Genomic DNA, 14,610 nt, shown 5'->3' with positions numbered 1-14,610 from the left:
CTAGGATCCGCCCCCTGGTGGCCTGATCGGGACTTTTTTCTGCGTTTGCCAGGAAAAGCCAGCGGCCTTATGCCAGCTTTAAAACCTCTAACAGACATATTCAGGCCTATACAATGAATGACAGTAACCGCATACGGCTTACCTGGATCAGCTTCTTTTCGTACGCGCTGACCGGTGCTTTAGTGATCGTCACAGGGATGGTGATGGGAAACATTGCAGAGTACTTTAATCTGCCGGTTTCCAGCATGAGTAACACCTTTACTTTCCTCAACGCCGGTATTTTGATTTCGATCTTCCTCAATGCCTGGCTGATGGAAATCATCCCGCTGAAGCGTCAGTTGATCTTCGGCTTTGTCCTGATGGTGCTGGCAGTCGCGGGGCTGATGCTCGGCAAGAGCCTGACCATGTTCTCGCTGTGCATGTTTATCCTCGGCGTGGTGAGCGGCATCACCATGTCGATCGGCACCTTCCTGATCACCCACATGTATGCCGGCCGCCAGCGCGGTTCGCGCCTGTTGTTCACCGATTCCTTCTTCAGCATGGCCGGGATGATCTTCCCGATCGTCGCCGCGATGCTGCTGGCCCGCCATATCGGCTGGTACTGGGTTTATGCCTGCATCGGCCTGCTGTACGTGGGGATCTTCGTGCTGACCTTGTGCTCCGACTTCCCGGTGCTGGGCAAGAAAGGCGCCGATGCCGGTCAACCAGTCGAGAAAGAAAAATGGGGCATCGGCGTGCTGTTCCTATCGATCGCCGCGCTGTGCTACATCCTCGGCCAGTTGGGCTTCATTCAGTGGGTGCCTGAGTACGCCACCAAGTCGTTCAACATGGACATCGGCCAGGCCGGTAAGCTGGTGAGCGACTTCTGGACCTCTTATATGGTTGGCATGTGGGTGTTCAGCTTCATCCTGCGCTTCTTCGATCTGCAACGCATCGTCACCGTGCTGGCCGCACTGGCTACCGGCGCGATGTACCTGTTCGTCAGCACCGACAATCCGGAGCACCTGGGCTACTACATCATGGCCCTGGGCTTCGTTTCCAGCGCCATCTACACCACGCTGATCACCCTCGGCTCGCTGCAGACCAAGGTCTCCTCGCCGAAGCTGGTCAACTTTATCCTGACCTGCGGTACCATCGGCACCATGCTGACCTTCGTGGTCACCGGCCCGATCGTGGCGAAAGGCGGCGCGCATGCGGCGCTGACCACCGCTAACGGCCTGTATCTGGCGGTGTTCGTGATGTGTCTGCTGCTGGGCTTCGTGACCAAGCACCGCAGCCACGGTCACGTGACGCACTGATTTCTTCGCATCAAATACATCAAGGGCGCCCGCAAGGCGCCCTTTTTTTGCGCCTTAGCGCCGAAAATCCACCGTCTCCTCCTGCTGCAAATGCAGCGTGGTTTCCGCCGGCCGCGTTTCGGCGATCACCGCACCCTGGCGAATCGAATAACGCACCGGCGTCTGGCGACGCACCGCGTCGAAGCCGCTTTCCGCCGGCAGGATCACCAGGTTGGCGCTGTTGCCGGCCGCCAGGCCGTAGTCGCTCAGGTTAAGCGTGCGCGCGCTATGGTGGGTGATCAGCTTCAATCCGTCGTCGATTTGGCCATAGCCCATCAGCTGGCACACGTGCAGCCCCATGTGCAGCACCTGCAGCATGTTGGCGGTGCCGAGCGGGTACCAAGGATCGAACACGTCGTCATGGCCGAAACAGACGTTGATCTCCGCCTCCAGCATCTCCTTCACTCGGGTCACGCCGCGCCGTTTCGGGTAACTGTCGAAACGGCCCTGCAGGTGAATGTTCACCAGCGGATTGGCGACGAAGTTGATGCCGGACATCTTCAACAGACGGAACAGCCGCGAGGCGTAAGCGCCGTTGTAAGAGTGCATCGCCGTGGTGTGGCTGGCGGTGACTTTCGCTCCCATCTCCAGCTTCAGTGCCAGCGCCGCCACGGTCTCGACGAAGCGCGATTGCTCGTCGTCGATTTCATCGCAGTGCACGTCCACCAGCCGATCGTATTTTTGCGCCAGCGCGAACGCCTTATGCAGCGACTCCACGCCGTACTCGCGGGTGAATTCGAAGTGCGGAATGGCGCCCACCACGTCGGCCCCGAGCCGCAACGCTTCTTCAAGCAACGCTTCGCCGTTGGGGTAGGAAAGGATCCCCTCCTGCGGGAAGGCGACAATCTGCAGCGTCACCCAAGGCGCCACTTCCTGCTTCACCTCCAGCATGGCGCGCAGCGCGGTCAGCGTGGGATCGGAAACGTCGACGTGGGTACGCACATACTGCACGCCGTTGGCGATCTGCCACTTAAGCGTTTGCCAGGCGCGCTGTTTGACGTCTTCATGAGTCAGCAGCGCTTTGCGTTCAGCCCAGCGCTCAATGCCCTCGAACAGCGTGCCGGACTGGTTCCAGGCCGGCTGACCGGCGGTCTGCGTGGTATCCAGGTGGATATGCGGTTCGACGAACGCCGGCAACGCCAACCCGCCCTGCGCATCCAGCACGTCGCTGCGCCACTCCTGTCCTTCCGGCTGTGGCACCAGATGCGCGATGCGCCCCTGCTCGATTGCCAGTTGCCACAATCCTTCATGCCCGCTTAAACGCAGGTTGTCGATAAACTTCAATGGACGTTTCGCCACCCTTCACCTCTGCCGTTGCGCTGGTTTTCTTCATCATACTGGCAGCGGATCGCGCTGACAAAGTCGCCGTGCCATGCCTACCCCTTGCGTTTACTCCCTGCGGGGTAATTTACCTGCAAACTGACTCGCTTCAGCTAAAGATGAATAAAATCCGCAACTTATCAAAAAACGTGAAAAATCATTTATATACCACATTGGAGGTATATGAGAGTGTGATTGATTTGCATCAATAAATTGCTCATCGGGAGGGATAAGGTAACCCTAGGAAACCAGAATTTTGAGGCAATAATGAGCAGAGTCAAACTTGCCGTCGTCGGCAATGGCATGGTCGGCCACCGGTTCATCGAAGATCTGTTGGATAAAGCAGACAAAGACCAGTTCGAAATCACCGTATTTTGCGAAGAGCCGCGTATCGCTTACGATCGCGTGCACCTCTCTTCCTACTTCTCTCACCACACCGCCGAAGAGCTGTCGCTGGTGCGCGAAGGCTTTTACGAAAAACACGGCGTAAAGGTACTGGTCGGCGAACGCGCTATCACCATCAATCGTGACGAGAAAGTGATCCACTCCAACACCGGCCGCACCGTCTATTACGACAAGCTAATCATGGCCACCGGTTCCTATCCGTGGATCCCGCCGATTAAAGGCTCGGATAGCCAGGACTGCTTCGTTTACCGCACCATCGAAGACCTGAATGCCATCGAAGCCTGCGCGCGCCGCAGCAAACGCGGCGCGGTGGTCGGAGGCGGGCTGTTGGGGCTGGAAGCCGCCGGCGCGCTGAAAAGCCTGGGGGTGGAAACGCACGTGATCGAGTTCGCTCCGATGCTGATGGCCGAACAGCTCGACCCGATGGGCGGTGACCAGCTGCGCCGTAAGATCGAGCGCATGGGCGTCAAGGTACACACCGGCAAAAATACCCAGGAGATCGTCAACGGCGGCACCACGGCGCGCAAAACCATGCATTTCGCCGACGGCAGCCTGCTGGAAGTGGATTTCATCGTGTTCTCCACCGGCATCCGCGCCCAGGACAAGCTGGCGCGCCAGTGCGGGCTGGAGATCGGCCGCCGCGGCGGCATCGCCATCAACGACAGCTGCCAGACGTCGGATCCGGACGTGTACGCCATCGGTGAGTGCGCCGCCTGGCGCGATCGCACCTTCGGTCTGGTGGCCCCGGGGTACAAAATGGCGCAGGTGGCCGTCGATCGCCTGCTGGGCCGCGAAAATGGCTTCCAGGGCGCCGACATGAGCGCCAAGCTGAAGCTGCTGGGCGTGGACGTCGGCGGCATCGGCGATGCACACGGCCGCACCGAAGGCGCCCGCAGCTACGTTTATCTGGATGAAAGCAAAGAAGTCTACAAACGCATCGTGGTCAGCGCCGACAATAAAACCCTGCTCGGCGCAGTGCTGGTGGGCGACACCAGCGACTACGGCAACCTGCTGCAGCTGGCGTTGAACGGCATCGAGCTGCCGGAGAACCCGGACGGCCTGATCCTGCCGGCCCATGCGGGCAGCAAACCAGCCATCGGCGTGGACTCGCTGCCGGAAAGCGCGCAGATCTGCTCCTGCTTCGACGTCAGCAAAGGTGACATCATCCAGGCGGTCAACAAAGGCTGCCACACCGTGGCGGCGCTGAAGGCCGAAACCAAGGCCGGCACCGGCTGCGGCGGCTGCATCCCGCTGCTCACCCAGGTACTGAACGCCGAGCTGAGCAAGCAAGGCATCGAGGTCAACCACCACCTGTGCGAACACTTCGCCTATTCACGCCAGGAGCTGTTCCACCTGATCCGCGTCGAAGGCATCAAGTCGTTCGAGGCATTGCTGGCCAAATACGGCAAAGGCTACGGCTGCGAAGTGTGTAAACCGACCGTCGGCTCGCTACTGGCCTCATGCTGGAACGAGTACATCCTCAAGCCGCAGCATACGCCGCTGCAGGATACCAACGACAACTTCCTCGGCAATATCCAAAAAGACGGCACCTACTCGGTGATCCCGCGCTCCGCCGGTGGCGAAATCACCCCGGACGGCCTGCTGGCCATCGGCCAGATCGCCAAGGAGTACAACCTCTACACCAAAATGACCGGCTCGCAGCGTATCGGCATGTTCGGGGCGCAGAAAGACGATCTGCCGGCCATCTGGAGCAAGCTGCTCGCCGCCGGCTTTGAAACCGGCCACGCGTACGCCAAGGCGCTACGCATGGCGAAAACCTGCGTCGGCAGCACCTGGTGCCGCTACGGCGTCGGCGACAGCGTCGGCTTCGGCGTCACGCTGGAACATCGCTACAAAGGTATCCGCACCCCGCACAAAATGAAGTTCGGCGTCTCGGGATGTACCCGCGAATGCGCCGAGGCGCAGGGTAAGGACGTCGGCATCATTGCCACCGAGAACGGCTGGAACCTGTACGTCTGCGGCAACGGCGGCATGAAACCGCGCCACGCCGACCTGCTGGCCGCCGATCTCGATCGCGAGACCCTGGTGCGCTACCTCGACCGCTTCATGATGTTCTATATCCGCACCGCCGATAAGCTGCAGCGTACCTCGGTATGGCTGGAGAGCCTGGAAGGTGGCATCGATTACCTACGCAAGGTGATCGTCGACGATAAGCTCGGCATCAACGAGCAGTTGGAAGCGGAGATCGCCCGCCTGCGCGACGCGGTGGTCTGCGAGTGGAAAGAGACCGTCGAGCATCCGGAAACGCAGCTTCGCTTCGCTCACTTCATCAACAGCCCGCTGCGCGATCCGAATGTGCAGGTAGTGGCCGAACGCGACCAGCACCGCCCGGCGCGCCCTGATGAGCGCATTCCCGTCACCCTGATCGATACCGAGGAGAGCCACGCATGAGCCAGTGGATTACCGTTTGTCCCGTCGCCGACATTCTGCCCGGCACCGGCGTGTGCGCCCTGATCGGCGATCGGCAGGTGGCGGTGTTCCGCCCCTATGCCGACGAACAGGTGTTCGCCATCAGCAATATCGACCCGTTCGCCCAGGCCAGCGTGCTGTCACGCGGGCTGATCGCCGAGCATCAAGGCGAACTGTGGGTCGCCAGCCCGCTGAAGAAACAGCATTTCCGCCTGTACGACGGCCACTGTCTGGAAGATGACAGCCGTTCCGTCGCCAGCTTCACCAGCCGGGTGGTCGACGGCATCGTGCAAGTCGCGGCATAACCTTTCGGGAGGCAACATGTTTACCGACACGATCAACAAATGCGCCGCCAACGCGGCGCGCATCGTCCGCCTGGCGAAGGAGAGCCCGCTCGGCTTCTGGATCAGCTCGGCGATGGCGGGCGCCTACGTCGGCCTCGGCATCATCCTGATCTTCACCCTCGGCAACCTGGCCGACCCAAGCGTGCGGCCGCTGGTGATGGGCGCCACCTTCGGCATCGCGCTGACGCTGGTGATCATCGCCGGTTCCGAACTGTTCACCGGCCATACGATGTTCCTGACGCTCGGCGTCAAGGCCGGCACCATCCGCCAAAGCCAGATGTGGGCAGTGCTGCCGCAAACCTGGTTCGGCAACCTGCTCGGCTCGGTGCTGGTGGCGCTGATGTATTACTACGGCGGCGGTAGCCTGCTGCCGGTGGATACCAGTCTGGTGCACAGCGCCGCATTGGCAAAAACCACCGCGCCGGCCGAGGTGCTGTTCTTCAAGGGCGTGCTGTGCAACTGGCTGGTTTGCCTGGCGATCTGGATGGCGATCCGCGTAGAAGGCGCCGCCAAGTTCATCGCCATTTGGTGGTGCCTGCTGGCCTTTATCGCCTCGGGTTACGAACACTCCGTCGCCAACATGACGCTGTTTGCCCTCTCCTGGTTCGGCAACCACAGCGAGGCCTACACCCTCGCCGGCATCGGCCACAACCTGCTGTGGGTGACGCTGGGCAACATCCTGTCTGGCTCGGTGCTGATGGGCCTGGGGTATTGGTACGCCACGCCGCGCGCCGAACGCCCGCAGGCGGCGAAAGCCGCCGTACGTCAGACCGCCTGAGTTTTCGGGGGCGCATTTCGCCCCCCCATTGATTACCCCGAGGAGTGCCGATGGACTACCTGCCGATTTTCTGCCAACTGCAACACAAAGCCTGCCTGCTGGTCGGAGGCGGCGAGATCGCCGAACGCAAGGCGCGCCTGCTGCTGGAAGCCGGTGCGGCGCTGACCGTCAACGCCGTAGACTTCACCCCGCAGTTCCGCCAGTGGGCGGCAGAAGGCCGGTTGACGCTGGCCGAAGGCGAATTCAGCCCGGCCCTGCTGGTGGAAAAATGGCTGGTGATCGCCGCTACCGACCGGCTAGAGGTCAACGCACGGGTGTATCAGTGCGCCAACCAGCAGCGGGTGTTCTGCAACGTGGTGGACGATCCGAAACGCGCCAGCTTTATCATGCCGTCGATTATCGACCGTTCGCCGATCATGGTCGCGGTGTCCTCCGGCGGCAAAGCGCCGGTGTTGGCGCGGCTGCTGCGCGAGAAGCTGGAAGCGATGCTGCCACAGCACCTCGGCAAGCTGGCCCAACTGGGCGGCTCGCTGCGCCAGCGGGTAAAACAACGCTTCAGCAGCCTCGGCGCGCGTCGGCGCTTCTGGGAACGGTTGTTCGCTCACGATCGGCTGGCGCAGTCGCTGGCCAACGACGACGCCGCGCTGGCTGAACGCCAGCTCGAGCAGCTGTTCAGCGAACAGCCGGCAGATCGCGGTGAAGTGGTTCTGGTGGGCGCCGGGCCGGGCGATGCCGGCCTGCTTACGCTGAAAGGGCTGCAACAAATCCAGCAGGCCGACGTGGTGGTTTACGACCGGCTGGTCTCCGAAGAGATCATGACGCTGGTGCGCCGCGACGCCGAGCGTATCTTCGTCGGCAAATGCGCCGGCCACCACTGCGTGCCGCAGGAGCAGATCAATCAAATCCTGCTGCAGCAGGCGCAGCAAGGCAAACGCGTGGTGCGCCTGAAAGGGGGCGATCCCTTTATCTTCGGCCGCGGCGGCGAAGAGCTGGAGATGCTGGCAGACGCCAACGTGCCGTTCTCGGTGGTGCCGGGCATTACCGCCGCCTCGGGCTGTTCCGCCTACAGCGGCATCCCGCTCACCCACCGCGACCATGCGCAGAGCGTGCGCCTGGTGACCGGCCACGCCAAGGCCGACGGTGGATTGGATTGGGCGACGCTGGCCGCCGGGCAACAGACGCTGGTGTTCTATATGGGGCTATCGCAAGCGGCTGAAATCCAGCGCCAGCTGATCGCTAACGGGTTGCCAGCCGCCACGCCGGTGGCACTGGTGGAAAACGGCACCTCTTGCCGCCAACGGGTGATCGAAGGGGGGCTCCGCCAACTGGGCGCCTTGTCCCTTCAGGCCACCAGCCCCAGCCTGATCATCGTCGGCAGCGTGGTCAGCCTGCGCAGCAAGCTCAATTGGTTCGCCAGCGAAGAATCGCCTGCCAACCTGGCGCAAATGGCGTAAGACCGACGTAAAAAAAGCGGCCTGTGGCCGCTTTTTCTATTTGCGCCGGCGTTATGCCTGCGGCGGTACGAAACCGACAGCCTGATAGACCTTCGCCAGGGTTTCCTGCGCGCGTGCACGGGCCTTGGCGGCGCCGTCGCGCATGACCTGCTGCAGATAGGCTTCGTCGTTACGGAAGCGGTGATAGCGCTCCTGCAGCTCACCCAGCATGCCGGAGACGGCTTCCGCCACCGCGCCTTTCAGGTGACCATACATCTGGCCTTCGAACTCGGCTTCCAGCTGCGCGATGCTTTTGCCGGTCACACCGGCGAGAATATCCAACAGGTTGGAGACGCCCGCCTTGTTGACCACGTCGTAACGCACGACAGGCGGCTCTTCCGAGTCGGTCATTGCGCGTTTGATCTTCTTGGCCACCGCTTTCGGATCTTCCAGCAGGCCGATCACGTTGTTGCGGTTGTCGTCCGACTTGGACATCTTCTTGGTCGGCTCCTGCAGCGACATCACGCGCGCGCCGGATTTAGGAATAAACGGCTCCGGCACTTTGAACACGTCGCCGTACAGCGCGTTGAAACGCTGGCCCACGTCGCGGCTCAGCTCCAGGTGTTGTTTCTGGTCTTCGCCCACCGGCACCTGGTTGGTTTGATACAGCAGGATGTCTGCCGCCATCAGCACCGGATAGCTGAACAGCCCGGCGTTGATGTTCTCCGCGTAGCGTGCGGATTTGTCCTTGAACTGCGTCATGCGGCTCAGTTCGCCGAAATAGGTGTAGCAGTTCAGCACCCAGCTCAGCTGCGTGTGCTCAGGCACGTGCGACTGCACGAAGATGGTGCTTTTTTCCGGATCGATACCGCAGGCCAGGTACAGCGCCAGCGTATCCAGCGTGGCCTTGCGCAGCTTCTCGGCGTCCTGACGAACGGTGATGGCATGCAGATCGACGATGCAGTAGATGCAGTCGTAGTCGTCCTGCATCTGCACCCACTGACGCAGCGCACCCATGTAGTTGCCGATGGTCAGTTCGCCGGACGGCTGCGCGCCGCTAAATACGATGGGCTTACTCATGTTTAAATTTCCTGATTCTCTAAAGATGACAGCCCAAGAGCGGGCAACAAATCGGCGAAGCGCTCCAACACCCGATCGGGGTGGCTCAGGGCGATCGATTCACCGTAGTTATAACCGTAGGTAAAGCCGACGCTCGGGCAACCGGCGCCCTGTGCGGCTTGAATATCGTTGCGCGAGTCGCCGACGAACAGCAGTTCATGCGCGCGCAGCCCAAGCTTGCCAAGCACCAGGTACAGCGGTGCCGGGTGCGGTTTCTTTTCCGTCACGTCGTCGCCGCCGATCACCAGCGAAAAATAATCGCCAATGCCCAGCGATGCCAGCAGCGGCGCCACGAACGGCGTCGGCTTGTTGGTCACCAGCGCCATCGGGTAACCGTGTGCAGCCAGTCGGGCCAGCGTCTCTTGCACCTGCGGGAACAGGCGGCTGCCGCTGTCAACGGTCTGCGCGTAGAAATGGTCGAAGCGTTCACGTAGCCGGCTGCACTGCGCCGGCGTGCCTTCCGCTTCCGCCCAGCGCAGCGCGCGTTGCACCAGCACGTCGGCGCCGTTGCCGATCCAGGTGCCGACCCGTTCCTCACCCGCTTGCGGCAGGCCCGTCTCTTCCAGCGCCATATCGATGGCCGCCGCCAGACCCGGCGCGCTGTCGACCAGCGTGCCATCCAGATCGAAGGCCAATGCGCGGATCGCGCCGAAATCAGCCATGGGTAACCTTCGCCAGCTCGCCGCGCATCTCATCGATCACCTTGCGGTAGTCTGGCTGGCCAAAGATGGCGGAACCGGCGACGAACATATCGGCGCCCGCGGCGGCGATTTCGGCGATATTATCCACTTTCACCCCACCGTCGACTTCCAAACGGATATCGCGACCGCTGTCGTCAATCAGCTTGCGCACCTGGCGCAGCTTGTCCAAAGTGCCGTGGATGAACGATTGGCCGCCGAAGCCCGGGTTGACCGACATCAGCAGGATCACGTCGATTTTATCCATCACGTAATCGAGGTAGCTCAGCGGCGTCGCCGGGTTGAACACCAGGCCGGCTTTACAGCCGTGCTCTTTAATTAGCTGAATGGTGCGATCGACATGCTCGGAAGCTTCAGGGTGGAAAGAGATATAAGACGCGCCTGCCTTGGCGAAATCAGGCACGATGCGGTCCACCGGCTTGACCATCAGGTGCACGTCAATCGGCGCAGTAATGCCGTAGTTGCGCAGCGCTTCGCACACCATCGGACCGATGGTCAGATTGGGCACGTAGTGGTTATCCATCACGTCGAAGTGCACCACGTCGCCGCCTGCAGCCAGCACGTTAGCGGTATCTTCACCTAACCGGGCAAAATCTGCCGACAGAATGGACGGGGCAATCAAAAACTTTTTCATCCGCTTCTCCAAACGTAGGGTCGAGTTGTTATGCGCCGGGGTGCCCCGGCTTAGCGATACAGCGCCAAAAGCTCGTTCACTTTGCTGCGGCCGAGAATGTTGCGGCTGATTGTGCGGCGCGCTTTCACCACATACAGCGCAGCATTCTGGTACCAGTCGCGCGTCAGCTCGGTATCGTGATTGGAGATCAATACCGGTACCTGGCTCTCTACCGAGAGCTGGTGCGCCAGTTGCGCCAGGCTCTGCTGATCGGCGATGCTGAAGCTGTTGGTGTGGTAAGCGGTGAAATTCGCCGTCGCCGACAGCGGCGCATAAGGCGGATCGCAATACACCACGGCACCGGCCACGGCCTTCGCCATGGTATCGCGGTAATGCTCGCAGACAAAAGTGGCATTGCGCGATTTTTCGGCAAACCAGTAGAGCTCTTCTTCCGGGAAGTACGGTTTCTTGTACCGGCCAAACGGCACATTGAACTCGCCGCGCAGGTTATAGCGGCACAGGCCGTTATAGCAGTGACGGTTCAGGTACAGGAACAGCAGCGCCCGGCGGTAAGGCTCGGTGCTAGTATTGAACTCTTCTCGCAGCAGGTAAAACTGATCCGAGTTATTGAATTCATCGGCGAAAAGCGTGCGGGCATCGCGCACGAAGTCATCCGTGCGCAGCTTAACGATGTTATACAGGTTGATAAGATCGCTATTGATGTCGGCGAGAATGTAGGCGTCGTAATCCGTATTCAGAAAGACGGATCCCGCACCCACGAAGGGCTCGATTAAGCAGTCTCCCGCCGGCAGATGGCGACGAATCTCATCTACCAGCGGGTATTTTCCACCAGCCCATTTTAAAAAAGCGCGGTTTTTCTTCATGCCGTCAATTAGCTACTTATACAATTCAGAGCGGCGGATTGTACTCTGTTTCAGACAGCACATCAGCGCACAAATTTAAATGATTTATTTTTTAAGATCTTGCTGCACTTGGTGTACAGGTCGGACCCACGGTTTTTTCGCCTGCACATCCGCCGGCAACGAAGCAATGGCGCGCTTCGCTTCCGCAGAAGACGCATAGTTGCCGCTCACCAGCACGTACCACGGTTTGCCGTCACGCTTGGTGGCGTACACCAGGTAGTTCTGCAGCTTCTGCTGTTTGGCGTAGGCGTTCAGCGTGTCGGAACGCGAAGCGCTGCTCAGCTGCAAGGTATAGTGGCTGCCCGGCGCAGACTGCAGTGAACTGCCGCTGCTGGCGACCGCTCCCGCTTTCGCGGTGGAAGACGGCTTGGCCGGCGGCGTATACACCGTGGTCGGTGATTTATGCTGCGTCGCGGTCGGTTTGGTGGCGGCGGTTTTCGCCGGCGTTTTATGCTGTTGCGGTGCGGTGCCCTGCACAGGACGCGTCGCTTCGCGCGCCGCGGCGCCGCTCATCACCGTCGCCGGTGCGGTCGGCAGCGTCGACGCTGCGCCGGTCATGCCTTGAGTCGCGGCATCCACCTGCCCCTGCTGCTGCGACAGCGCATCCGCCATGTTGTTGCCCGGCAAATCGACGCGCTGCTGCGCGCCGCCCTGCTGAGGCTGCGTTTGCGCTTCGGTCGGTGTGCCGGAGATCGGCGGAACGCTGACGTTCTGCGGTTGCTGCGGCTGAGTCGCGCTCACGCCGTTGTTATCGTGGGTATCCGTCGTGCCGCCCGGCACGCCGTTATTGGCGGTGGTCAGCGACGAAGAACCGGACAGGTTGATATCGCGGGCCGCGCCGTTTTGCGCGCCGCTCTCCTGAGCCGCTTCATGTTTGGTTGGCGCCTTCAGGGCGGAACCGATGCCGATAATCAGCAGCAACAGCACCAAAATGCCGATGCCAATCATCAAATGCTGGCGCGAAACGGCGAAGCGCGGCGCGGCGGCCGGCTTGCGCGAACGCGTAGGACGACGATCGCTGCTATCAGGTCTGAGATCGTCTTCCGGTTTAAACTCGTCCATCTGAAACCCTCCAACTAGAGGCAAAAGCCCACCACCGTAGACCTACCGTGGCACGGGCAGATTAACCCGATGATGGCAAAGCGACACCCGTCGTGCTCTGCTCACTGTATTAATATAGATGCAAATGGCGGCTAAGCCACTGTTACTTAGTCCGATTTAATTACGCTGCTGCTCAGGCAAGCAGGCGGCGATCGACGCCAGCACCAGCTCATGCCCTACGCCGCCGCGCACTTCCGCCGCACCGATCATGGTCGGCAGCACCAGACGCAGTTCACCCGCCAGCACTTTCTTGTCACGCAACATGTGCGGCAGATAGGATTCCGGCGTCATTTCCTGCGGCCCGCAGACCGGCAAGCCGGCGCGCAGCAGCAGCGCTTTGATACGTTCGATGTCTTCAACAGAGAACTGGCCGAGACGGTGCGCGGTTTCCGCCGCCATCACCATGCCTGCAGCCACCGCTTCACCGTGCAGCCACACGCCGTAGCCCATCTCGGCTTCGATAGCATGACCGTAAGTATGGCCCAGATTCAGCAGGGCGCGCAGACCGCTTTCGCGTTCGTCGGCGGCCACCACCTCGGCCTTCAGTTCGCAGCAGCGGCGGATACAGTAGGCCAACGCCTGCATATCCAACGCCATCAGCGCATCGATGTTATTTTCCAACCAGACGAAGAACTCGCGATCGAGGATGATCCCGTATTTGATGACTTCGGCCAGGCCGGAAGAGAGTTCACGCGTCGGCAACGTTTTCAGGCAATCCAGATCAACCACCACCGAAGCGGGTTGATAGAAAGCGCCGATCATGTTTTTGCCGAGCGGGTGGTTGACGGCGGTCTTGCCGCCTACGGAGGAGTCCACCTGCGACAACAGCGTGGTGGGAACCTGAATGAAGCGCACGCCGCGTTGGTAACACGCGGCGGCAAAACCGGTCAGATCGCCGACAACGCCGCCACCGAGGGCGATCAGCGTGGTATCGCGACCGTGCGGTTTTTCGAGCAGCGCCGCAAACACCTGCTCCAACACCGCCAGAGATTTGTACTGCTCACCATCGGGAAGAATCACCTGATCCACCACGACGCCGCTCTGCTCCAGCACCTGCCGGACACGCTCGAGATAGAGCGGCGCCAGGGTCTGGTTGGTGACCAACATCGCTTGCTCACCCGCCTTTAACGGCATAAAAGAAGCCGGATCGTTAAACAATCCGGCGGCAATGGTAATCGGGTAGCTGCGCTCCCCAAGCGTTACAGTAATTCTCTCCATGTCGCGCTCAGTTCTCTGTATGGTGCGGCGGTGGTTGATCCCCGCAACAGCGGGGAACACAAATCAGTTTTTCGCATTGGCCGACGGCGAACGCGAAAATTGGCAATCAGTTACTTTCCAGCATGTTGATGATCTGGTTAGCAACCACTTTAGCGCTCTGATCGTCGGTGCGGATGGTGACATCGGCAATCTCTTCATACAACGGATTACGTTCTTTCGCCAAGGCTTCCAGCACTTCACGCGGCGGAGAATCAACCTGCAGCAGCGGGCGTTTTTTATCACGCTGAGTGCGAGCCAGCTGCTTCTCGATCGTGGTTTCCAGATAGACCACCACGCCGCGCGCGGACAGACGGTTGCGCGTTTCGCGCGACTTCACCGAACCGCCGCCGGTCGCCAACACAATCCCTTGTTTTTCCGTCAGTTCATTAATGACTTTTTCTTCACGATCGCGGAAACCTTCTTCCCCTTCCACGTCGAATACCCAGCCCACGTCAGCTCCGGTACGTCGCTCAATTTCTTGATCGGAGTCGAAGAACTCCATATTGAGTTGCTGAGCTAACTGACGGCCAATAGTGCTTTTGCCGGCACCCATAGGCCCAACCAGAAAGATATTGCGTTTCTCTGCCATGTTTTTCGGTATTACTAAGACAATTCGTTAATGTTAACCCGCCCCGCCAATCAAATCAGCGGCGGGACCTAAACTGAAACCTCATGAGCGATAGTGCGAGATCAGACGAAAAATTATCTCAACACTCTTGGTAGTTTGGCAACCGAATAAATCGCAATCCACGCCGCGGGAGGGAAACCATATGTTTTTAACGGCGTCTTGACGCTAACAAAAAACCTCGGTGCTCAATTCGGTAACCCTTGTAAGCTAAATCGGCCGCAGCG

13 protein-coding genes are annotated in these 14,610 nt (G+C 60.3%); 5 read left to right on the top strand and 8 right to left on the bottom strand.

Annotated elements, in window-relative coordinates; translation table 11 throughout:
• Positions 1-113: 113 nt before the first annotated feature.
• The gene (gene tsgA, locus RE418_RS07825) at positions 114-1,298 is read left to right on the top strand and encodes an MFS transporter TsgA (protein ID WP_025304528.1); all 1,185 of its coding nucleotides are present in this window, start codon (positions 114-116) and stop codon (positions 1,296-1,298) included.
• Positions 1,299-1,352: 54 nt separating this feature from the next.
• On the opposite strand, the gene RE418_RS07820 is transcribed toward tsgA, so the two are convergent.
• A complete protein-coding gene (locus RE418_RS07820) occupies positions 1,353-2,621 on the bottom strand; it encodes a cytosine deaminase (RefSeq protein WP_038629982.1) in 1,269 nt (422 codons plus the stop codon).
• A 303-nt stretch (positions 2,622-2,924) separates the two neighbouring features.
• On the opposite strand from RE418_RS07820, the gene nirB reads away from it, so the two are divergent.
• The 4 genes from nirB to cysG are packed head-to-tail and all read left to right on the top strand — an operon-like array spanning position 2,925 to position 8,068.
• A complete protein-coding gene (gene nirB / locus RE418_RS07815; protein ID WP_089181411.1) occupies positions 2,925-5,474 on the top strand; it encodes a nitrite reductase large subunit NirB in 2,550 nt (849 codons plus the stop codon).
• Positions 5,471-5,797 (top strand): nitrite reductase small subunit NirD, encoded by a 327-nt coding sequence (nirD, locus tag RE418_RS07810; RefSeq protein WP_038878129.1) that lies wholly within the window; start codon positions 5,471-5,473, stop codon positions 5,795-5,797. The genes nirB and nirD overlap by 4 nt, the downstream gene beginning before the upstream one ends.
• Positions 5,798-5,813: 16 nt before the next feature.
• The gene (gene nirC / locus RE418_RS07805) at positions 5,814-6,614 is read left to right on the top strand and encodes a nitrite transporter NirC (protein WP_043138885.1); all 801 of its coding nucleotides are present in this window, start codon (positions 5,814-5,816) and stop codon (positions 6,612-6,614) included.
• Between the two features lie 50 nt (positions 6,615-6,664).
• Positions 6,665-8,068, top strand: coding sequence for a siroheme synthase CysG (cysG, locus tag RE418_RS07800; RefSeq protein ID WP_089181412.1), 1,404 nt, complete (start codon positions 6,665-6,667; stop codon positions 8,066-8,068).
• Positions 8,069-8,119: 51 nt separating this feature from the next.
• On the opposite strand, the gene trpS is transcribed toward cysG, so the two are convergent.
• From trpS to aroK, 7 genes are all read right to left on the bottom strand, one after another.
• Positions 8,120-9,127: a tryptophan--tRNA ligase gene (trpS, locus tag RE418_RS07795; RefSeq protein WP_089181413.1), complete on the bottom strand. Its 1,008-nt coding sequence runs from the start codon at positions 9,125-9,127 to the stop codon at positions 8,120-8,122.
• A 2-nt stretch (positions 9,128-9,129) separates the two neighbouring features.
• Positions 9,130-9,828, bottom strand: a complete 699-nt coding sequence (locus RE418_RS07790; protein ID WP_089181414.1) for a phosphoglycolate phosphatase — start codon at positions 9,826-9,828, stop codon at positions 9,130-9,132.
• Positions 9,821-10,498, bottom strand: a complete 678-nt coding sequence (rpe, locus tag RE418_RS07785) for a ribulose-phosphate 3-epimerase (RefSeq protein ID WP_060448461.1) — start codon at positions 10,496-10,498, stop codon at positions 9,821-9,823. Before rpe ends, RE418_RS07790 begins: the two co-directional genes overlap by 8 nt.
• Before the next feature lie 50 nt (positions 10,499-10,548).
• The gene (gene dam / locus RE418_RS07780; RefSeq protein ID WP_025304536.1) at positions 10,549-11,361 is read right to left on the bottom strand and encodes an adenine-specific DNA-methyltransferase; all 813 of its coding nucleotides are present in this window, start codon (positions 11,359-11,361) and stop codon (positions 10,549-10,551) included.
• An 84-nt stretch (positions 11,362-11,445) separates the two neighbouring features.
• Positions 11,446-12,462: an SPOR domain-containing protein gene (locus tag RE418_RS07775; RefSeq protein WP_273853185.1), complete on the bottom strand. Its 1,017-nt coding sequence runs from the start codon at positions 12,460-12,462 to the stop codon at positions 11,446-11,448.
• A gap of 156 nt (positions 12,463-12,618) precedes the next feature.
• The gene (aroB, locus tag RE418_RS07770) at positions 12,619-13,719 is read right to left on the bottom strand and encodes a 3-dehydroquinate synthase (protein ID WP_089181416.1); all 1,101 of its coding nucleotides are present in this window, start codon (positions 13,717-13,719) and stop codon (positions 12,619-12,621) included.
• Positions 13,720-13,825: 106 nt separating this feature from the next.
• On the bottom strand, positions 13,826-14,347 hold the full coding sequence (aroK, locus tag RE418_RS07765) for a shikimate kinase AroK (protein WP_004391482.1): 522 nt from the start codon (positions 14,345-14,347) through the stop codon (positions 13,826-13,828).
• Positions 14,348-14,610 lie beyond the last annotated feature (263 nt).

Source organism: Serratia sp. szju (assembly GCF_044594185.1).
Taxonomy (GTDB): domain Bacteria; phylum Pseudomonadota; class Gammaproteobacteria; order Enterobacterales; family Enterobacteriaceae; genus Serratia; species Serratia bockelmannii.
This window is presented reverse-complemented; position numbering and strand designations above follow the sequence as displayed.

Coding starts and splice junctions, on each gene's coding strand:
- trpS (WP_089181413.1), bottom strand. CDS start 9,127: ATGAGTAAGCCCATCGTATTTAGCGGCGCGCAGCCGTCCGGCGAACTG.
- nirD (WP_038878129.1), top strand. CDS start 5,471: ATGAGCCAGTGGATTACCGTTTGTCCCGTCGCCGACATTCTGCCCGGC.
- tsgA (WP_025304528.1), top strand. CDS start 114: ATGAATGACAGTAACCGCATACGGCTTACCTGGATCAGCTTCTTTTCG.
- rpe (WP_060448461.1), bottom strand. CDS start 10,498: ATGAAAAAGTTTTTGATTGCCCCGTCCATTCTGTCGGCAGATTTTGCC.
- aroK (WP_004391482.1), bottom strand. CDS start 14,347: ATGGCAGAGAAACGCAATATCTTTCTGGTTGGGCCTATGGGTGCCGGC.
- dam (WP_025304536.1), bottom strand. CDS start 11,361: ATGAAGAAAAACCGCGCTTTTTTAAAATGGGCTGGTGGAAAATACCCG.
- RE418_RS07775 (WP_273853185.1), bottom strand. CDS start 12,462: ATGGACGAGTTTAAACCGGAAGACGATCTCAGACCTGATAGCAGCGAT.
- nirC (WP_043138885.1), top strand. CDS start 5,814: ATGTTTACCGACACGATCAACAAATGCGCCGCCAACGCGGCGCGCATC.
- nirB (WP_089181411.1), top strand. CDS start 2,925: ATGAGCAGAGTCAAACTTGCCGTCGTCGGCAATGGCATGGTCGGCCAC.
- aroB (WP_089181416.1), bottom strand. CDS start 13,719: ATGGAGAGAATTACTGTAACGCTTGGGGAGCGCAGCTACCCGATTACC.
- cysG (WP_089181412.1), top strand. CDS start 6,665: ATGGACTACCTGCCGATTTTCTGCCAACTGCAACACAAAGCCTGCCTG.
- RE418_RS07790 (WP_089181414.1), bottom strand. CDS start 9,828: ATGGCTGATTTCGGCGCGATCCGCGCATTGGCCTTCGATCTGGATGGC.